We start from the raw sequence: 19,459 nt of genomic DNA, 5'->3' as shown, positions 1-19,459 counted from the left end.
GCCAAGTGCTCGACGTCTGAGCATCGCCGATCTGTTCAACCAGTCGACGTCAAGAGGGCCTTGAGGCCGCGCTTACTCAACAACGACTTCGAGCGGGACTACTACGCTTGACCGCCAAGCCTCAGTGACGCTTCCTTCGCGTCCCGCAACAACAAGGCTTTCGCGCCTCGGCGGCCAGGACCCCGTAGGCCTTTGCCACTGTCTCGCTGATCGGCGCATCGGCAGGGGCGCACGCCTCGATGGCGCACAGCAGGTGCTCAGCAACCACCCAGTTTCTCCGTCGCAGGGCCTCCTGGTAGATTTCCAGCAGGTGCAGCTCGAGTGGCTTGGGTCTCTTCATAGGAGCTCCTTCGCGCGCAGCGAAGCCGCCGGGCTGCACGCCTAGGTCGATCTTTCGCCGACGTGGGACGCGTGAACGTCGCTCTTGGCTCCACGCAAGCGCAAGGCGTTGGCGATGACCGAGGCCGAGCTCAGGCTCATGGCCAGCGCGGCGATCATCGGCGACAGCAGCCAGCCCGTGAACGGGAACAGCACGCCCGCGGCCAGCGGTACGCCCAGCGCGTTGTAGAGGAAGGCGAAGCCGAGGTTCTGCTTCATGTTGGCGATGGTCTGCTCGGAGATCACGCGCGCCTGTGCAATGCCGCGCAGGTCACCCTTGACCAGCGTCACCTGGGCGCTGTTCATCGCGACATCGGTGCCGGTGCCCATCGCCACGCCGACGTCGGCCTTGGCGAGCGCGGGCGCGTCGTTGATGCCGTCGCCGGCCATCGCGACGATGCGGCCCTCGCGCTGCAGCCGGTCGACCAGCGCGAGCTTGTCGGCCGGCTTCACTTCGCCGTGCACCTCGTCGATGCCCAGCTTCGCGGCGACGGCCCGGGCGGTGGTCAGCCCGTCGCCCGTGGCCATGATGACGCGCAGACCCGAAGCCTTGAGCGCGGCCAGCGCCTCCAGCGTGGTCGGCTTGATCGGGTCCGACACCGCGAGCAGCCCGGCCGCCTGGCCGTCCACCGCCAGGAACATGACACTCGCGCCCTCGGCCCGCAGCGCCTCGGCCTGCGGCTTGAGTGCGTCGACCCGCACGCGCAGCTGTTCCATGAGCGCCGTGTTGCCCAGCGCCAGCTTCCGGCCGGCCACGGCGCCGCTCACGCCGATGCCGCTGCTCGATTCGAAACCCTCGGGCGTGTCCAGCGCCAGCTGGCGCTCGCGCGCCGCCCGCACGATGGCGTCGGCCAGCGGGTGTTCGCTGCCCTGGTCCAGGCTGGCCGCCAGGCGCAGCACCTCGTCGGCGGTGAAGCCGGGCGCAGGCACCGCGCGCTCGAACTGCGGCCGGCCTTCCGTCAGGGTGCCGGTCTTGTCGACGATGAGCGCGTCGACCTTTCGGAAGTTCTCGATCGCCGCGGCATCGCGGAACAGCACGCCCTGCGTGGCCGCCTTGCCGGTGGCCACCATGATCGACATCGGCGTCGCAAGGCCGAGCGCACAGGGGCAGGCAATGATGAGCACCGCCACGGCATTGATGAGGCCGTAGACCCAGCTGGGCTGCGGCCCGAAGAACCCCCAGGCGAAGAAGGTCAGCACCGCGACGGCGATGACCGCCATGACGAAATAGCCGGCGACCTGGTCGGCCATCCGCTGCATCGGCGCGCGCGAGCGCTGGGCCTGCGCGACCATCTGCACGATGCTCGCGAGCACGGTCTGCGAGCCGACCTTTTCCGACTGCATGACCAGCGCGCCGTTGGTGTTGAGCGTCGCGCCGATGAGCTTGTCGCCCACGCGCTTGGTCACGGGCAGCGGCTCGCCGGTGAGCATCGACTCGTCGACCGCGCTACCGCCTTCGATCACCACGCCGTCCACCGGCACCTTCTCCCCGGGGCGCACGCGCAGCTTGTCGCCGACATGCACGTGGCCGATGGGCACGTCTTCCTCGGTGCCGTCGGCGCCGATCCGGCGTGCCGTCTTCGGTGCGAGCCCCAGCAGCGACTTGATGGCCGCGGAGGTTTGCGAGCGTGCCTTGAGCTCGAGGATCTGGCCCAGCAGGGTGAGCGAAATGATCACCGCCGCCGCCTCGAAGTAGACCGACACGCGCCCCATCGACACGAACGACGCGGGGAACACGCCCGGCGCCACCGTGGCCACGACGCTGTAGACAAAGGCGGCGGCCGTGCCCAGGCCGATCAGGGTCCACATGTTCGGGCTGCGGTTCGCCACCGACTGCACCGCGCGCACAAAAAACGGCCAACCGGCCCACAGCACGATCGGCACGCTGAGCACGAGCTCGATCCAGCTTTGCGTGTCCATCTCGAACCACTGCAGGCGGTGGCCGGCCATGGCGAGCACGGTGACGACAACGCTCAGCGGCAGCGTCCAGAAGAAGCGCCGCTTGAAGTCTTTCAGCTCGGGATCTTCGCCCTCGTCGAGGGTCGGCATCTCGGGCTCCAGCGTCATGCCGCACTTGGGGCAGTTGCCCGGGTGGTCCTGCCGGATCTCCGGGTGCATGGGGCAGGTGTAGACCGTGCCCACGGGGCGGGGCTGCGCGAGGTCCGCAGGCGCTAGAACGAGCGGGGCAACCGGCTGTGCGCTGCGCTGTGCATACTTTGCCGGGTCGGCCTCGAACTTGGCCTTGCAACCGACACTGCAGAAGTAGACCGGCTCGCCTTCATGTTGCAAGACGTGCGGGGACTGCGTGGTCACCTTCATCCCGCAAACGGGGTCCTTCAGAACCGCATCGGTCTCGTGCAACAATTCTTCAGAGGTGGGCGGATGCGCACCATGATGCCCCTTGTGGTGTTCATGCAGGTTGGGCGACGTAGGGTTCATTCGAGTTCTCCAACGATAAACTGACTGGATGCGCCCACACGGGCGTACATGCAGTCCGCACGGGCCAAGCACAAGACCACTTCAGCCGATTGAGGCCGACGTCCCATGCGTGGCAGATCAATTCGGCGGGTAGCCTGCTTTCGTCAGGGCCGCTGTCAAAGACGCACGGTCCTCGGCGCCGTCGACGCGCAACGTCTTGGTCGGCAGGTCGACCTCGATCTTCGCCGTTGCGTCCAGGTTCTTGACTGCCTGCGCGATCCGGCTCGCGCAGCCACCGCAGGACATTGACTGGATGACGAACTCTTGCATGAGAGACTCCTTGAGTGAAAGTGACTCCAGTATCAGGCTTGACATCGTGTGAAGGTCAAGCGAATCTCTGTCGCCAGATCCTCCAACAATGTGCTTCCTCGCATTCAGGCTTCCACCTCCAGGACCATCATCAGGCCGCCGCCTCCGTCTTGCTCGACGTTATTGTTGGTCGTGTGGTGCGGGATGTGACAGTGGACCAGCCACTTGCCAGGTCGAAGCGCTTTCCAGATCACGTCGTAGCGCTGGCCCGGGCCGACGTTGACGGTGTCGGCCTGAAAGCGCGCCGATTCCGGAAGCACGTAGCCGTCCCTTGCAACGACGGTGAAGGGGCCACCATGAACGTGCATGGGATGCACGAAATTGTTGTTGCTTCCGACGAACCGCAGCTTGATGGTTTCCCCCACCTTCATCTTCACTGTGTCGGTAGCGGGAAATGCCTTTCCGTTGATGGTGAAGTAGTTCGGCAATCCGCCTTCCATCAGCATCGCCGGGTAAGTCAGGCCCTCGCGCTTGAGCCATTCCTGCAGCTGGATCACGTATTCGTGATCCGCCTTGGGGGCCTGCTCGGCCTGCTTGGGATCGATGATCAGGGCCCCATACAAACCGAAGGCCTGCTGGCGGTCCACATGGTCGTGCGAGTGATAGAAAAACGTGCCTGCCTGCTCGGTCGTGAACTCGTAGGTGTAGGAGCCACCGGGCGGAATCGGCTGCTGCGTGATCTTGGCAGGGCCGTCCATCTCGTTCGGCAGGATCAGCCCGTGCCAATGCACAGTGGTGCTCTCGGGCAACCGATTCGTCACCTTGATGCGCACCCGGTCGCCTTCTGTGACGCGAATCCTTGGGCCTGGAATCGTCGCGTTGAATGCGTAGCCCTCGACGGTCACGTCCGGCAGGATGCTCCACCGGATGACACTGGTCTCGAGGTTGAAGACCTTGATGCCGTTGTCCAGCGTGGGGACAAGATCCACGTCGCCGCGAGTCTGCGTCCCAGCGATGTGTGCGATCTCGCGCGGGTGTATGGCCGACATGTCGCGCATCGCCTGGCCGGGCGTGTCCCAGCCCATGATCATCGACGGCGGCATGATGGCGCCACCCACGTCCCGGTTCGACAGACGCATGTTCACAAACATCGCGGGCATCGTCATGCCGGCCAGCAGCATTAGCGTGGTGGTCATCGTCACGGCCGCCAGCTGCGGCCGCGTCACATTCGGCCGCATACTGTGGCCGCCGTGACCTCCCTGCGCATGGCCTGATTTATCGCGCGGCTTATCCAGCGCGGGCTGGGGGCTAGGTTCGTGGCCGGCGTGTTGGGCCGCAGGGGTGGCCGCGGCGACAGGCGTCGAGCCATGCGCATGCATTGGGGCATGCCCGGGTGCCGTGGTCACATCGGCTTGCGCCTCGACCTTCTTCTCGGGCCGACGCTCGGTCATCAGCCCGTGCTTCATCTTCCGAGACACCATCCAGACGTTGACCGGATACGCCACCGCAAAGCCGATGGCCACACCCAGTGACATCACGCCCCAAAAGACGAGCTCGGTCGGGTCCATCGCCCGCATGTCGCGGCCCATCATCAGAAGCGCCATCACAGGGGCCATGCCCGCCATCATTGAATTCATGCTGATAAATTCCGGCATGAACGACTTCTTGACGTTTTCCCAGTAGGTGCCTCCCATCATGTTCTTCATGAAGAGCGACTGGAAGATGAACAGGCCGAACGCAAAGCCGGCAACGTACTCGACGATCAGGTCGATCCACATCGGCAGCCCCAGCACCGCGGTTACGACCGCCGCCAAGATGATGCCCGTTGCATCGCCCGCCACGCAGTGGATCGTGGAGCCCACGCCCTGTTTCCACAGCGGCTTGACAAACTCTTCGTGCTCGCCGGGGGCTGGCTCTTTGTCCGCCATCACGTAGAGCAGCAAGCCCAGCGGACCGAGGTAGAGCGTGACGAGGATGAATCCCCACTTCATCACGACCGGCTCGGGGTTGTGGCGCAGCTGGTCCCATGCGACGTAGGCGGTGGACAGGGCCGCCAATACGAACCAGACGGCCAGGAAGTAGTCGATGGGTTGAGCGAACATCGAAGATCCCTTTCATTGATGGTTTCTCGCGCAGAGCCATTACGGCTTCTTCCTCCTGCCTAATTGGGGCATGGCACGAGGAATCAATTCTTGAGTGCGGCCTTCATCGAGCAGGACCGTCTTTGCAGTTCGCAGCATGAGTTCAGTCTGGCTGCGGCCTCGTCACCAGGATGACCTCCCGGAGATTCGCCTACGCATGAGAGGCTGTCTGTCGGACGCCGACCCGGTTGCGCCAAACTGATCGCGAAATTCATCGACCGTTTCGGCGCCGCCGCCGGGCCGCGCGGGATTTGCGCGTGTGCGAGGATGCCCGCGGCACACCACCTGTCTTGCCCCTGTACTTGCGGCGTTGCCAGAACAGGATGCCGAGGAAGACGCCTACGCCGATCAGCCAAGCCACGAACATGGTGCTCACCACGTTCTCGGAAACCCAGCGTCCTGTTACGTACATGGGGTGCTCCGTGTCAGCAAAAGAACGTCATCAAGAGCGGCTAGTGCAAGCCTGCGATGTAGTCGGAAACCGCTTTTATTTCACGGTCGTTCAAGCGTGCCGCCACGCCGTTCATCGGCGTGCTGTTCAATCTCGTTCCATCACGAAAAGCAGTCAGTTGCGCGGCGACGTACTCCGCGTGCTGCCCGCCCAGCCGCGGGTACTGGATCGGAATGCCTGCTCCGTTGGGGCTGTGGCAACCCGCGCAGGCCGGCACGGCACGGTCACCAATACCGCCCCGGTAGATCTTCTCGCCCAACGCCACCAGATCCTTCTCCCTCGCAAATCCGGGCTTGATGGGCTTGGAGCCCAGGAACCAGGCAACATCGCGCATCTCCTGATCGGAAAGCATCGCCGCCATGCCAGCCATAACAGCGCTCTTGCGCTTGCCGGACTTGAACTCCTGTAGCTGCTTAAGCAAGTATTCCGGATGCTGCTGAGCCAGCTTGGGATTGGCGGGAACGCTTGAATTTCCGTCGGCGCTATGACACGCCGCGCAGGACTTTGCGTTGAAAACGACTTCACCGTTCGCGATGTCCGCCTTGGCCGGCCTGGAAGTGGCTTTTTCGGTAGCGCCCATAGGCATGGGATCGGCCGCGAAAGAGGTTCCGGACGCGAGTCCGCCGAGAGCAGCAAGCAAGAGAGGCAGGAGCAATTTCATGAGGTTTTCAGGTTTTAGGGAGGCTGGCTCCGAGAGATGGCTGGAGATCGTGTCAGTCGTGTCACCCATGCGGCGCTCGTGCGTGCGACAACACGCGAATGGGCGTGCCACACTTGACGACATTGGTCGAAACGATGTCGCCCATTTCGAGGGGGGTCTCAGGATCCAGTATCACGATGTGCGCGTGGCGCTGCCCCGTCGAACGATCAGCCAGGGTGGCGAAGCGATTGAGTGCAAGCTCGTTCGGACTGGCCGTCTTCCTGCAGTCCGTGCGTCCGCTGCGTCGAATCTCGGTCGCGCGGCCGATCTCGACAATTTCGCCTGTACGCCAACCGTTCTGGAAATCGCGAAACCGCTGGTAGAAACCGGCGCAGCCCGATAGACCGATGGAGACTGTCAGGCTAAGAATCCCCGTTGCCACAGGGCGTGCCATGTCGACGAGGATGTGTTTTATCTTCGTCATATCGGAAGAAACAACCTGCGGCATGTGACCACAAGATCGGCTAGGACTCATCGCCGCCGTGGCTTGCGCCGTCCAGCTTGCGAAAGTAGAGACCGCTGAACACAGGCACGCAGCGCTCGGGAAACCCGGGAAGATAGATGGAGCGCTCGTGAACTTGCCATGCATCACGCAAGGCATAACCCTGCGTCTCGATATCGCTGATGAAACGCTGGCGGTTGTAGACGTACATCGGTGAGAAGCATCCATTGCCGATGTTCTGCGTCGTGACATAGTCTTCGCCGTCGTACAGGGGCAGCTTGTTCAGCAAGATGTGCCGCGGACAATCTTTACCCTCGGCAAGCAGATTGGCAGGGTGCGCATTTTCCAGATAGTGCAGAGCTCCGGCAGATATCCAGATGTCATTGCCATCCAGTACCTGGCCTAGGCTGGCCGCGTCTGAAAAACCCAATGCACTGACCTCTGCCTGGAAAGCCATTTCTCTGCCGATGGAGGCGATTGCAGGCACTTCAACGACATGCCACGACAAGTCGCGCGGCATCTCAAAGTAGCGGCGGTAGGCGTAGTAATGGACACCGACCGAGCCGCCGATGTCGAGCACCTTGGTGGCACCGTCTCTGAATGCACGGTCGAGCCACCACATCACCGGATAGTCGTAGGCGAACACCTTCTTCGTGCGGATGTCCACGTACTCGGCCGCCAGGGGTGCGTGGTCAAACTCCGGACTGGCGGGAAGCCAGGCCCGGGCTTGCGCAAACTCCTCGAACACGCCAAAGTAGCCAGCGAACCCTGTTGCGGATAAGAACCGTCTGCGCCGCCAGCGCTGCAATGCCGGCCGCGTGAGCGGCCCTTCCAGGATTCGCCGCAGGACTTGTGCCGCATCGGAGTCAGCCATTATTTCCTCCGTCCGCTTGATGAGCGATGCCGACCAGCTTGCGTGTGGTGTTAGCGAGCCGATTCGATCTTGGTGACAACGATCTTTCCGTCGACCTTTTCCGCCAGGAAGCGGACCTTGGCGCCGGTCTCGACTTTGTCGAGCATGGCGTCGTCCTTGACGCCGAACACCATGGTCATGCCGGGCATGTCCAGGTTCTTCAGCGGACCGTGCTTGATCGTGAGCTTCTTGTTGTCCTTGTCCACCTTGCGGACCTCGCCCTCGGTGAGTTCAGAGGCTGCAGGGTCCGAGCCGCCGGCCGCAGGGGTCTTTTCGGACATGCCTGGCATATCGGCCATGGACTTGGAGGATTGTGCGTTGGCTGCGCCAACGAACGACAGGGCGGCAACAAGGGCCAGGAACGCAAAGCGTTTATTCGACATGAGACTCTCCTGAAGGAATTGAGGTTTTGCATTCCGCAGCGCTTTCGATGGAAGGAGCGCTGCGAAATCGCCGTAAGTCGCACTTACTTGCTGGACTTGGAGACCTTCACGGCCCCTTTCATTCCGGCGTCGTAGTGGCCCGGTTGCAGGCAGCCGAAGTCGACCTTGCCGGCCTTGGTGAACTGCCAGACGATCTCGCCGGTCTTGCCACCAGCCAGGGTCACCATGTTCGGATCGGCATGCTCCATCTCGGGGTTTTTCTTCATGGCCTCGTAGTGCTCCTTGAGTTCCTTCTCGGTGCCGAGCACGAGTTCGTGCTTGATCTGGCCCGAGTTCTTGATCACGAAGCGCACGGTCTCACCCTGCGTGACGGAGATATCGGCAGGTGTGAAGCGCATGTTGTCCGCCATGTCGACGTTGATGGTGCGCGTGGCCTTAGCGGCCAGGCCAGGCTTGCCGATCGCTTCGTCGGCGTCGTGGCCGTGACCGCCAGCGTGAGTGCCCGATGCGGAAGCACCGGCGGCAGCCAGTGCAACCAAGGCAGCGAGCGCGGTATTGCGGAAGATGGATTTCATGTGTTTCCTTTGAGAGTTGAGGTTGGAAGAATGCGAGAAAGATCAGTGGCCTGAGTGGCCACTGGCGGGTTTGCGGATCTGAACTTCGATGTTCTTAGCGGGCATGTTCTGAGGAGCCATTGCGGCTGCGCCGGCACCGCGCTGGCGCGAGGTTTCTGGTGCCGGGCCGTTCAACTCGTAGGCCACCGTGCCCTTGGGATGCTTGAACCAGCCGGGATTCGAGTAGTCCCCCGGCTTCTGGTTCTTGCGCACCTTGACCACGCTGAACATGCCGCCCATCTCGACCGAACCGAACGGACCTTCGCCCGTCATCATTCGCGCGGTATTGTCGGGGATGGGCATTTCCATCTCGGCCATGTCGGCCATGCCACGCTCGCCCATGACCATGTAGTCGGGCACTAGGCTGGAGATCTGCTTGGCCACATCCTTGTGATCGAGGCCGATCATGGTCGGTACGTCATGGCCCATGGCGTTCATCGTGTGATGGCTCTTGTGGCAGTGGAAGGCCCAGTCGCCTTCCTCGTCGGCCAGAAAATCGATCTGGCGCATCTGGCCGACCGCCACGTCGGTGGTCACCTCGTACTGGCGCGAAGACTTGGGCGTCGGCCCACCATCGGTGCCCGTGACCAGGAACTCGTGCCCGTGCAGATGGATGGGGTGGTTCGTCATCGTCAGGTTGCCGATTCGGATGCGCACTTTGTCGTTGAGCCGGACGTTCAGCGAGTCGATGCCCGGGAAGATTCGGCTGTTCCAGGACCACAGGTTTTGGTCCAGCATCGTCATGATCTTGGGCGTGGCACTGCCGGGCTCTACGTCGTAGGCATTGAGCAGGAACACGAAGTCGCGGTCGACCTTCTCGATCAGTGGATGCTCTGCCTTCGGGTGCGTGACCCAGAAGCCCATCATCCCCATCGCCATCTGCGTCATTTCGTCCGCATGCGGGTGGTACATGAAGGTGCCGGGGCGACGTGCTACGAACTCATAGACGAAAGTCTTGCCCGGCCGGATCGGCGGCTGGTTCAGGCCCACGACCCCGTCCATGCCGTTGGGAAGCCGCTGACCATGCCAGTGGATGCTGGTGTGCTCGGGCAGCTTGTTGGTCACGAAGATCCGTACCCGGTCGCCTTCGACTACTTCGATGGTCGGGCCGGGCGACTGGCCGTTGTAGCCCCACAGGTTGGCCTTGAAGCCCGGTGCCATCTCGCGCACCACCGGTTCGGCCACCAGGTGAAATTCCTTGACGCCGTTGTTCATGCGCCAAGGGAGGGTCCAGCCATTGAGCGTGACCACGGGGTTATAGGGCCGGCCGCTCGCAGGAGCGAGCGGCGGCATCGTGTTAGGAGAGGTCTGAAGCACGGGCTCTGGCAAGGCTGCCATTGCTACCTTGCTCACGCTGGCCGCGGCGACAGCCCCGGTGATGGCGCCGGCGCCGGTGATGAAGTTGCGTCTGCTGGTCATGTCGTTCAATTCATTGATGGGGTCAGTGCGCGGCAGCAGCGGAGGCTTCACCGCCGCCACCGGCCATCGAGCCACCCGTCGCGGTGGGCTTGCCCATCACCGAGGCGGAGAGTGCCGCGTCGGCCAGCCAGAACTGCTGCTGGGCGTTGATGGCGTTGGATACGCTGGAAATCTGATCGCGTGCCTCGGCGAGCAACTCGAAGACGCCGATCAGCATCCCGTTGTAGCGAAGCACGTTTTCGTCGGCCATGGCCTGACGCAGCGGGACGATCTCGTCGCGGTAGTGGCGCGCGATGTCGTAGGCAGTGCGGTAGGCCGAATACCCCTCGCGCAGTTGCGAGGCCGCGCCGCGAACCGTGGCGTCGTACCGGTTCGCTGCGGCCAGCGACTGTGCATTCAGCATGTCGCGCTGTGCCGACCCCCAGTCGAATAGCGGCAGGCGCATGCCGAGCTCGAAGCCTCGGCGGGTGCTCTTTGTGTTCTCCGCGTTGTCGAAAACGGTGTCGCGTCGGCCACCGACCTCGACATCGATGAAGGTCGACAGCAGGTTGATGCCTTGCGACTTGCCCGCCACGTCCAGTTGAGCGCGCGCGAGCTGGACATCCAAACGCTGCTCGGTCGCGGTCGCCGCGACTTCCTTCGCCTCACGAGGGGCCTTGGGCAGGTCAGGCAGACGTTCGGGCAGCGTCAACTTGGCAGCCTGCTCATCATTCAACCCTAAGACACGAATCAACTCTTCGCGCGCAGCGGTGGTGGCGTGCTGTGCCGCGGCGAGCTGGGTCGCCGCATCCGCATAGAACACCTGTTGGCGTGCACGCTGCAGCTTGGAGAAATTCCCAATGAGCTGCATCCGGCGGGCGAGCTCGGCGCTGGCCTGGGCAGACTTGTTCACCTGTTCGGCGTACTGCAGCGACTGCTGCGCGGCAACCGCACGGACCCAGGCTTGCTTGACCTGCGTGACCTGGTCGACGACGGCACTGGTCAGTTGGACCTTGGCCTGACTGGCTTGGCTTCTGGAGATCGACAAGCGTTGTGGCAACAGGATGAGGTCCACCAGTCCGAACGACAGCAGACGGTCCAACTCGAGCTCACTGTTCAGTCGGGTGCGTGCGAATGAGAGGATCGGGTTCGGCAGTCGGCTGCTCTGGTTGGTCGCTGCGATGTCGCCCCAACTCTGCGCGATCAAGGCCTGGACGGACGGACTGTTGGCCAGTGCCAGCTGAACCGCGTCGCTCTGCGTCAATGGCTTTGCAAGAAGTTCCTGCGACAAGGCGGCGCGGCGGTCGCGTTGCTCCTGGGTCCTGCTGAGTTCGAGCTTTCCACCGGTGAACTGCTGAGCTTTGGTGTTGGTCTCGCTCAGGGCATCGTCGATACTGACCGACGCGCACCCGGCGAGGACGGCCGCCGCGACGGCAACAGCTGTCAAGCGAAGGACCCGTTTCATGGCTTCTCCTTCTTCGCAGGCATAGGCATCGAATGGCCTGACTGAGCGGCCGGCGTAGCAGTTGCAGCCTTGGGCGTTTCGGCCTCGGCTGCGCCGGAATTCGACGCTTCCTTAGCGTAGGCCTGCCAGCCGCCGCGTCGGTAGACCGTCTCGTTAGCTTCTTTCCAGGGAATCGGCTTTTCGTCGGCAAAGGGCTGATAGCCCTCGAGCGCCGATCTGTAGGTCAGGACTGGCGGCGGTGTCGCAGTCGTTGCAGCACCGGCAGGCGCGGGCATAGCAGCCGGGGTGGGCGCCGAAAGTTGAGCGACAGCGGCCAGCGCCACCATAGCGGGGAAAACAGCCAGCCAACGGGCCAGCGATAGATGGAACATGGAGTCCTCGTAAGTTCATGAACGGAGTGCGTCAGAGCTGCCCGAAAAAGGCATGACGCAGGCGATGCACAAGCGTTCGCGGCGGTCCGTGATTTGGTTCACAGGCGCAGCGAACGCCACTAGGCGCGAGGAGGTTTATCTAGAACGTGTGGCGCGAGCGTGGCCACAGTGATGGCGGGCTCCGCCAGATCGGCGCGAGGAAGGTCGTGGAAGACGGCCAGCTCCAGCGTGCAGGTCAGCGCGGTGGCATGGCACGCGCCGCAGGTTCCGCACTTGTGCATCGCGTCAGGTTCCGCGCTTGCGGTCTTGGCGATGCTGTCTTTCGCGGGCGGCTTGGTGGCTTGTGACGCCTCGTGGTGATGGTCGCCACGCCCGTCCGCGTGCGGACGGGCGTGGTCGTGCATCCCGGACCGCTCGGCGGACATTTCCGTCATCGCACTGGCGTGTCCAGGTCCGCAAAAGACCATGGCCGCCGCCGCGTACCCTTGGAACGGTACGGCAAACATCATGATCCAAAGGACGAACAGGCGAACCCGGTGCATACGGCGAATTCTAAATCGAGCAGTGTGCCAAGAGGCCTGTATGGACGTCCAGTTTTGCGCGCAAACCTTAGGGCTGCGCTTGTGCGCGAGCCTTGCTCGCGTCACCTCTGGGCGCTGGCAGGGGGGCACCGAGCCGAGAAGCGGCATCCCAGTTGGGCTGCTTCTGCGCGGCTTCTAGTTCTGCCACCACTTCAGCCCGCGACTTGGCGGCTCCGACCTTCGGCGTGTTCATCGATCCCCAGCGCAGCATGCTGGCCCCAGCAGGGGTTTTCTGTGCGTCCGCGAGTTCAGCCGATACCTGGGCCTGGGATTTTGCTTGTCCCGCTTCATTTGCGTGATAGACCACGCCGGCTTCGTTGGGCGCAAAGTGGGACGGGCCTTCTGCGTAGACCGCAAACGGCGCGACGAATGCAACTCCTGCACCAACGGCAAGTGCGAGCGACAGGACTTGACGGTTCTTCATGGTAGGTCTCCTTCAATTATTTGCTCGACTTCGCGAGCTGCACTGAACACGTCGGCATCGAATGCTGAGCCGGCGATGCCAGTCAATTGGCTGGCATGCAACGACTCTAGGAAGCCAGTCCGCCAATCACCCGCCACTTGGATTACAAAGAAGTAATCCACGCACGCGACCCCACGCCGTAGCATTCGACAATGCGAATCCTAGTCATCGAAGACGAACACAAACTGGGCGACTACCTCGTCAAGGGCCTGACCGAGAGCGGCTTCGTGGTCGACCTCGCGCGCACGGGCATCGAGGGGCGCAGTCTTGCGCTCGATGGGGACTACGACCTCCTGGTACTGGACGTGATGCTGCCGGGCATCGATGGGTTCGCCGTTCTGGAGGCCCTGCGCAAATCCAAATCGATGCCTGTACTGATGTTGACAGCCCGAGATGAAGTGGCAGACCGCGTGCGAGGCCTCCAAAGCGGCGCGGACGACTACCTCGCCAAGCCCTTCGCGTTCTCCGAACTGCTGGCACGAATCCAGGCGCTGCTGCGGCGCGGCAAGCTCCATGAGGTGTCCAACTACACGCTCAGAGACCTGAACCTCGATGTAGTGGCGCGCAAGGCGACGCGCAATGGGCACCGCTTGGAGCTGACCGCCAAGGAGTTCGCGCTGTTGACGCTGCTCATGCGCCGCCAAGGCAACGTGCTGTCGCGCACCCAGTTGGCTGAACAGGTGTGGGACATTAATTTCGACAGCGACACCAACCTCGTGGAAGTAGCCATTCGGCGATTGCGCAGCAAAATCGACGATCCTTTCGAAGAGAAACTACTGCACACGGTGCGCGGCATGGGGTATGTGCTGGAGAGCCGGCAGGGCAGCGGATCGTGAACGCCGCCGGAACCATCCGCGAGCCCGATGCAACGGCGACCTCCGCGGTCGTCAAGCCGACGGCAACCGATGCCGCCTTCCCCACCGAAAGCACAGGCTCCATCCAGGTCGCGCTGTCTCGCTGGTTTGCAGCGCAGGCTTTGATCGGCCTGAGCCTCGTCTGCGTGGCGATCTACGCCGTCACCGCGTGGAGCTTTCAGGTCAAGCAGACCAGCGAATTCGAGCGGCAGTCCGAACTGATCAAGCACCTGATTCAAGAGTCGCGCGACGACCCAGGACGCGACGGGCTGCGCCACAAACTGGACGACTTCTTTTCGACTCACGCAGAAATCAGTCTTGTCTTGCGTCGCGGCGACGAGGCTATTTACTCGAGCAGGCCCACGCGGGCATCTGCGCATTGGCTGTGGACGCCGACAGAGGAGCACCAACCACAGCCGGGTGACGCTGCCATGCAGTTGCAACTGGGCATCGACATCCAGGAGGACACCCGGCTCCTGAATCGGCTAGCTTGGACGCTCGTCGGCGCTGTCGTGCTGGGCTCATTGCTAATCGCGTTGACTGGTGCGTTGCTTGTGCGCCGAGGCCTGAAACCTTTGAAGAAGCTGATTCAGCAGACCGCCGCCACGGGACCCGCGCACCCGGGACGGCGCATCGATCCCTCCCCGTATGCCTCCGAAATCACTCCCTGGGTCGTACAGTTCAACGCAGTGCTCGACCGGGCGGAGCAGGCCTATCAGCAGTTGGAATCGTTCAATGCGGACGTTGCGCATGAATTGCGCACGCCGCTGGCCAACCTCATCGGGATGGTGGAGGTCGAGTTGGCGCGGCCAAGGTCGATCGAGGAGTTGCGCGACGCCTTGCTGTCGGCGCTGGAAGAAGCAAGGCGCGTCTCCGCGATCGTGATCGACATGCTCTTCCTGTCTCATGCGGACCGCGGCGCCGTCGCCCGCCGCTCGACGCCAGTCAGCCTGGCCGACCAAGTGCGCACGGTGTTGGACTTTCACGAGGCCACGCTCGAAGACGCGGGGTTGAAGGTGCATGTCAGCGGCGATGCGCACATTGGTATCGACGCCGGCCTGGTGCGCAGGGCGCTATCGAACCTACTGAGCAACGCGAGCCGGTATGCGGCTCCGGGCTCGACCATTGCGGTTGTGATCGACACGCAGCCCGACGGCGTCTGGGTCAAGGTTGCCAACCGCGGCGAACCCGTCCCGGTCGACGTGCTACCCAATCTTTTCAAACGCTTCTTCCGGGCAGAGCGCTCTCGGACAGACTCGTCAGAGCACCATGGGCTCGGCCTGGCGATCGTCGCCGCGATCGCGCGAATGCATGGAGGCCAGACCCGCGCGACATCCCGATCGGGCATTACTGAAATCAGCTTTTCGATGAAGCCAGAAGGCTGATACGCCTTGCTCATTGCATCGCCCATCACTGGCGATGCAAGGTTCGCCCTTGCCTGATGAGGTCTTTTTGCCTGGCTAGGCTCCAGGCCGACTGGCAGGATTCCCGCACAAGACGCAGACTCGGGCCCTCGAGCCGTGCTTCAATAACGGTGTCGCGCCCGGCGCCTTCCAACCTTCTGCGCTCATGTCCCTTGGTCTTGAAGTACTCATCGCTCACTGGAAGTCCGATTCGTTGAGCACCTACAACTCGTGGTTTCTGTGGGACGAGCGACTGAAGAATTTCCGCTCCATCCGACGGGGCCTGGCCCAGGTGGTCAAGGACATCGATGCAGGGACCTTCGGAAGCTCGTTTCGCGGCTCTTCGCTCGAGACCGTCGTCGGGTCGGTGGCGGAACAACGCCAGATATTCAAGGGCGCCGACCACGCGTTTCTCTGGAAGCCGAAGTTGCGCATCCCTGACATCTACGAAAACACTGCCAATCAACGCGCCTTCGCCCGACTGCTGCATGCCTGCGACTGCTGCGACAACGCCGAAGAGGTGGTCGAGGCCATCCGCCGCATCGACGCGCATGGGATCAAGGGCCTCGGACCAGCGGTGGCGAACCTGCTGTACTTCGTCCATCCCACGATCGTGATGCCGTTCAACACGGCGATTGTGAAAGGCTACAACGCTGTCACGGGGAGCAACGTCAAGCTCGGCAAGTGGGATCACTACCTTTCCATGCGTGAGGGCTGCCTTCGGCTGAACGCTCAGCACCGCCGACTGCTGTCCAACGACATGGGAGCGCTGGCGGGATTGCTTTTCGACATCGGCTCGGGCCGGTACACGGCGCCGCCGGGCACAGACGAGGTCGCAGCCCTTCAGGGCTGGGAGGCCGACCTCGAGAAGGTTCGCGAAGATTCGGCCGCCGCTCACAAGCGCTGGGCCGCGGAGCGCGAGAGCGACGCGACCCACACGCAAATTCAGGGATGGCTGCGCGATCTGGGCAAGTCGCTCGGCTTCGGCGTCTGGATCGCCTCGAACGACCAGGGGCGCGGCTATGCGGGTGGTCGGCTCGGCGACGGTTGCCTGGCGCAACTGCCCGCAGGCGCCCAGCCCGGCCTGGACTCGGTGCGCCTGATTGACGTCATCTGGGTGGAGCCCGACGGTTCGAAGATCGCTGCAGCTTTCGAGGTGGAGCACTCGACTTCCATCTACTCTGGCATCGTGCGAATGCTAGATCTCGCACTGGGCACTGCGCTGGGCGTCGGGGTGTCGATGTTCCTGGTGGCGCCCGATGCGCGTCGCGAAGATGTGCGGCTTCAGCTACGTCGCCCCGCGTTCTCGCGGGTCGCCGAACTTGGCATCCGATATTTGCCCTACAGCGAACTCGAGACGCATCGTGAAGCGATCGGACGATTTGGCTCGGGCTTGAAGCCGTTGAACGAGATCTCCCACTTGCTGTGACTTGAATTCGGCCGTTGCTGGCGAGCGCTTTGAAGGCTTGGGGACGCGTCGCTTACAAGCAACATCTCTGGCTTGGCCTATTCCGTCTCACCGGCATCTACAACTGCCAGTGAGAGAGAGGACCTTCTCGCAGGCAAGTGTCTACCCGGTCTTGGGGCTTCCCGAATGGCGAGTGGCTATCCATATCAGTGCCGCTGCATCGAGAACCGACTGAATCACGCAGAAAGAAGGCTCCTGCATGACTCGGCCAGCCACATAGTCATTCAATGCGACATCGTCCGACAAGCAGCGGTGCATTCCTTACAGGCTTTGGCGCAAGCCTCGCAGTGTTCTTCCTTGTGCTTCGCGCACTCTTCGCCGCATGCATCGCAGATATCCGTACATAGTGCGCATATCTGCTTGCCATGTTCGCTATCTCGGGCCATGGCGGCCGCCGCGAAATGACAGGCGGCGGCGCAGTCGAAGTCTAGTGCAATGCACCTCGCCATCACCTTGACGTCATCTTCTTCAGGCACGCAGATGCGCAGTGATTGCAGGCGATAGCGCATCCGTTGCATGCTTCGATGCATGCAACGTAACTCTCATGTGACATTTCCAGCTCCTTCGAAGTGAATGCCGGTGGCCCGGCTAGAACATGGGCTGCCGAAACTTGACACTCAATGCTTGCTGTCGGTTCGGTGAAACCCTAGTCACCACGACGCCCTACCGCATTCAATCAGATGGCAGTTACTTGGGCGTTCCGCCTTGACTAGGGTCTCTGTGCGGACGTGTTTCGCGAACCGCCGCTTTTTCTTGGGCTCTGGCCTCCGGCCTGGACGTCTTCTTCACAGCCGAGCCTTCACCCTCGGAGGTACTGCCATCCTTGATCGGCTTGACGCCTGCCGGCTTCGCGCTCCTTTTAGCTTCGGCCGCTGCCTGTGGCTTTGTATTCGTCTGCGGAGCGGCCTCAGACGTATGGTTTTGCGCGAAAGCGGCACCCGAAAACATAAGGGCTACACCAAATCCGATGAGCGCCTTCGTCAAAAATGAACTGTTGCGTTGAGGTATCGACATAAAAATCTCCTGTAGTGGTTGCCGGGGGTTTGGGTGGATGAACATTTGCCGTTCCTTCGAGCATTTTTTAGGCGCGCGAATCAACTTTAGGGCGGGGTTTGGGTTAAAGCCGTACGCGCGCATTTCAGTTCCGTAAGCCGTTCGCGCTCCGTCACCCCGATGGCGAACAGAATCGAGCTCCGTGCGCGCTGAGCAAAGCGTCCAGATCGGTAGTGCTCGAAGATGAGCCCGGCGTGGGGCCGGCTGGCCCATCATCGACAGCGATGGCATCCCAAGAGAATCTGGGACGCGTGATGATGCTGATGTGTTCATTGGCCTCCAACGAGTGGTCCGATCCGTTGGGCGGAGGCAGCGGCCTAGTCATTGTGTTTCCTGATGAGTGCCGGAAGATTGCTCGGTGAGCTGCTTGAACTCTGCCGAAGAAAGCTTTGGCAGTCGCTGCAAGAAAGCCACCATCGACCACAGCGCCTGGTCGTCATGGGTGGATCCCCATGCTGGCATGCCCGTCATCTTGATGCCGTGCTTGATTACCCAAAATGCCCTCGCCGGATCGTGAACCCCATGGGTGTAGAGATTGGGTGGCTGCGGGTTCAGTCCCTTGCGCAGATCGGAGTTGTCCTTACCCGGCGCCAGATGGCATTGGACACACATTTGCGCATACTGCCTTGCCCCTGTTGCAACCATTTGCGGCGCGTCCAGATCCGGCACAGTGATTCCACTGGCACGTGCCGAGATGGAGCGCTCGCGGATTGACGTCAATGCGGCGAGGACGATGCTGGAGTGCGCGTCATCTGCCGCCACGTTGTAGCCGCCTCGCCACCAAACGCTCGCGAGCGTTGCAGCGGCAATCGAAATTCCTACGGCGATCCAGATCGCGAATCTGATGGTCGATTTGGACATGGTGTGCTCCTGTCAGAACCAGAATCTCACGCCTGCCACGAACTGAGTGTCCCTGACACGCTCACCTGCCTGCCTTGCGTAAGTCGCCGTGTTCCCGATTTTTCTCGACCAGGTCACGCCCAGGTAGGGGGCGAACTGCCTAGTCACCTCATAGCGCAAGCGAACTCCCAGTTCCAAGTCGGATAGCCCTGACCCGATACCGCGTTGCGGATCATTCTTGCTGTAGAAGTTGGCCTCGAGCTTGGGTTGGAGAATCCACTTCTGGGTCAGAAGCACCTCGTAGCGCAGTTCAACGCGCGCCGCGAGTGTGCCGCCTGACCCCACATACGCGGTCGCTTCTGTTTCGAACCAGTACGGTGCGAGGCCTTGCACACCGAACGCCAGCCAACTGCGCGAGCGACCTGCACCTCCGTTGTCGTGCCGCAATCCCAGTTGCGTGCTCCAGAACGTTGCCACTGCGTGGTCCCAAAGTGCTTCAGTGCGAAAAGCATCGAGTCGGCCCCCCCGACGCTCACCCTCAGCTTTGATCCACACCTTGTTGTAGTCGCCCCCATACCAAGCTTCGAGGTTGAGGTTCTGACCGCGCGCATCCCGTCCCCTTGCGTACTCCAACTCGTTCACGAGGATCCGCCCAAAACGCTCGTCGTCCGCCATCCCCATGCCGGACATTGCCATCTTTGGCATTCCTTCGGCATAAGCATCAGGATCGCGGGCATCAGGCGGAGGGCTGTCACCTTGCATGGGTCCCGTGTTAGGCATGGATTCCATGCTCATATCGGGCATGCCCTTCATG

22 protein-coding genes are annotated in these 19,459 nt (G+C 62.3%); 3 read left to right on the top strand and 19 right to left on the bottom strand.

Features of this window, described 5'->3' with window-relative positions; all coding sequences use genetic code 11:
* Positions 1-121 precede the first annotated feature (121 nt).
* The 15 genes from AC07Y4_RS25880 to AC07Y4_RS25810 all read right to left on the bottom strand — a co-directional run bounded on the left by AC07Y4_RS25880 (position 122) and on the right by AC07Y4_RS25810 (position 12,988).
* Positions 122-340: a globin family protein gene (locus AC07Y4_RS25880; RefSeq protein ID WP_057598673.1), complete on the bottom strand. Its 219-nt coding sequence runs from the start codon at positions 338-340 to the stop codon at positions 122-124.
* Positions 341-381: 41 nt separating this feature from the next.
* Positions 382-2,817, bottom strand: coding sequence for a heavy metal translocating P-type ATPase (locus AC07Y4_RS25875; protein WP_216087424.1), 2,436 nt, complete (start codon positions 2,815-2,817; stop codon positions 382-384).
* Between the two features lie 117 nt (positions 2,818-2,934).
* On the bottom strand, positions 2,935-3,126 hold the full coding sequence (locus AC07Y4_RS25870) for a heavy-metal-associated domain-containing protein (protein ID WP_057595446.1): 192 nt from the start codon (positions 3,124-3,126) through the stop codon (positions 2,935-2,937).
* A 104-nt stretch (positions 3,127-3,230) separates the two neighbouring features.
* Positions 3,231-5,207: a multicopper oxidase domain-containing protein gene (locus AC07Y4_RS25865; RefSeq protein ID WP_057595430.1), complete on the bottom strand. Its 1,977-nt coding sequence runs from the start codon at positions 5,205-5,207 to the stop codon at positions 3,231-3,233.
* 250 nt (positions 5,208-5,457) lie between these two features.
* Complete coding sequence (locus AC07Y4_RS25860; RefSeq protein WP_159275195.1) at positions 5,458-5,658, bottom strand: hypothetical protein; 201 nt, start codon at positions 5,656-5,658, stop codon at positions 5,458-5,460.
* A gap of 40 nt (positions 5,659-5,698) precedes the next feature.
* On the bottom strand, positions 5,699-6,358 hold the full coding sequence (locus tag AC07Y4_RS25855) for a c-type cytochrome (RefSeq protein WP_057595447.1): 660 nt from the start codon (positions 6,356-6,358) through the stop codon (positions 5,699-5,701).
* A 61-nt stretch (positions 6,359-6,419) separates the two neighbouring features.
* Positions 6,420-6,845, bottom strand: a complete 426-nt coding sequence (locus AC07Y4_RS25850) for a hypothetical protein (protein WP_057598674.1) — start codon at positions 6,843-6,845, stop codon at positions 6,420-6,422.
* Between the two features lie 16 nt (positions 6,846-6,861).
* Complete coding sequence (locus AC07Y4_RS25845; protein WP_057595432.1) at positions 6,862-7,713, bottom strand: methyltransferase, TIGR04325 family; 852 nt, start codon at positions 7,711-7,713, stop codon at positions 6,862-6,864.
* A 50-nt stretch (positions 7,714-7,763) separates the two neighbouring features.
* A complete protein-coding gene (locus AC07Y4_RS25840) occupies positions 7,764-8,135 on the bottom strand; it encodes a copper-binding protein (RefSeq protein WP_082322155.1) in 372 nt (123 codons plus the stop codon).
* Positions 8,136-8,218: 83 nt separating this feature from the next.
* A complete protein-coding gene (locus tag AC07Y4_RS25835) occupies positions 8,219-8,710 on the bottom strand; it encodes a cupredoxin domain-containing protein (protein ID WP_057595434.1) in 492 nt (163 codons plus the stop codon).
* A 42-nt stretch (positions 8,711-8,752) separates the two neighbouring features.
* Complete coding sequence (locus AC07Y4_RS25830) at positions 8,753-10,168, bottom strand: multicopper oxidase family protein (RefSeq protein WP_057595448.1); 1,416 nt, start codon at positions 10,166-10,168, stop codon at positions 8,753-8,755.
* A 22-nt stretch (positions 10,169-10,190) separates the two neighbouring features.
* Positions 10,191-11,612, bottom strand: coding sequence for a TolC family protein (locus AC07Y4_RS25825; RefSeq protein WP_057595435.1), 1,422 nt, complete (start codon positions 11,610-11,612; stop codon positions 10,191-10,193).
* On the bottom strand, positions 11,609-11,983 hold the full coding sequence (locus tag AC07Y4_RS25820) for a hypothetical protein (protein ID WP_235944321.1): 375 nt from the start codon (positions 11,981-11,983) through the stop codon (positions 11,609-11,611). Before AC07Y4_RS25820 ends, AC07Y4_RS25825 begins: the two co-directional genes overlap by 4 nt.
* 119 nt (positions 11,984-12,102) lie before the next feature.
* On the bottom strand, positions 12,103-12,525 hold the full coding sequence (locus tag AC07Y4_RS25815) for a hypothetical protein (RefSeq protein WP_235944322.1): 423 nt from the start codon (positions 12,523-12,525) through the stop codon (positions 12,103-12,105).
* A 67-nt stretch (positions 12,526-12,592) separates the two neighbouring features.
* Positions 12,593-12,988 (bottom strand): hypothetical protein, encoded by a 396-nt coding sequence (locus tag AC07Y4_RS25810; RefSeq protein WP_159275196.1) that lies wholly within the window; start codon positions 12,986-12,988, stop codon positions 12,593-12,595.
* Between the two features lie 191 nt (positions 12,989-13,179).
* On the opposite strand from AC07Y4_RS25810, the gene AC07Y4_RS25805 reads away from it, so the two are divergent.
* From AC07Y4_RS25805 to AC07Y4_RS25795, 3 genes are all read left to right on the top strand, one after another.
* Positions 13,180-13,863 carry a heavy metal response regulator transcription factor gene (locus AC07Y4_RS25805; protein ID WP_057595436.1) on the top strand — a complete coding sequence of 228 codons (684 nt, stop codon included), beginning with the start codon at positions 13,180-13,182 and terminating at the stop codon, positions 13,861-13,863.
* Positions 13,860-15,266 (top strand): heavy metal sensor histidine kinase, encoded by a 1,407-nt coding sequence (locus AC07Y4_RS25800; RefSeq protein ID WP_082322157.1) that lies wholly within the window; start codon positions 13,860-13,862, stop codon positions 15,264-15,266. Before AC07Y4_RS25805 ends, AC07Y4_RS25800 begins: the two co-directional genes overlap by 4 nt.
* A gap of 184 nt (positions 15,267-15,450) precedes the next feature.
* Complete coding sequence (locus AC07Y4_RS25795; protein ID WP_057595437.1) at positions 15,451-16,713, top strand: type II restriction enzyme NmeDI-related protein; 1,263 nt, start codon at positions 15,451-15,453, stop codon at positions 16,711-16,713.
* Positions 16,714-16,976: 263 nt separating this feature from the next.
* Here AC07Y4_RS25795 and AC07Y4_RS25790 read toward each other — a convergent pair whose 3' ends face one another.
* The 4 genes from AC07Y4_RS25790 to AC07Y4_RS25775 form a co-directional block, all read right to left on the bottom strand.
* Positions 16,977-17,270 carry a four-helix bundle copper-binding protein gene (locus AC07Y4_RS25790; RefSeq protein WP_373866856.1) on the bottom strand — a complete coding sequence of 98 codons (294 nt, stop codon included), beginning with the start codon at positions 17,268-17,270 and terminating at the stop codon, positions 16,977-16,979.
* A 169-nt stretch (positions 17,271-17,439) separates the two neighbouring features.
* Complete coding sequence (locus AC07Y4_RS25785; RefSeq protein ID WP_159275197.1) at positions 17,440-17,811, bottom strand: hypothetical protein; 372 nt, start codon at positions 17,809-17,811, stop codon at positions 17,440-17,442.
* A gap of 315 nt (positions 17,812-18,126) precedes the next feature.
* Positions 18,127-18,666 carry a c-type cytochrome gene (locus AC07Y4_RS25780; protein ID WP_082322158.1) on the bottom strand — a complete coding sequence of 180 codons (540 nt, stop codon included), beginning with the start codon at positions 18,664-18,666 and terminating at the stop codon, positions 18,127-18,129.
* 12 nt (positions 18,667-18,678) lie between these two features.
* The coding region (locus tag AC07Y4_RS25775) for a copper resistance protein B (protein WP_495275311.1) at positions 18,679-19,459 on the bottom strand (781 nt) is incomplete at its 5' end.

The organism is Variovorax sp. GW460-12-1-14-LB1 (genome assembly GCF_059423605.1).
Note: the sequence above shows the minus strand (reverse complement) of the source record. Positions and strands in the feature narration are given on the sequence as shown.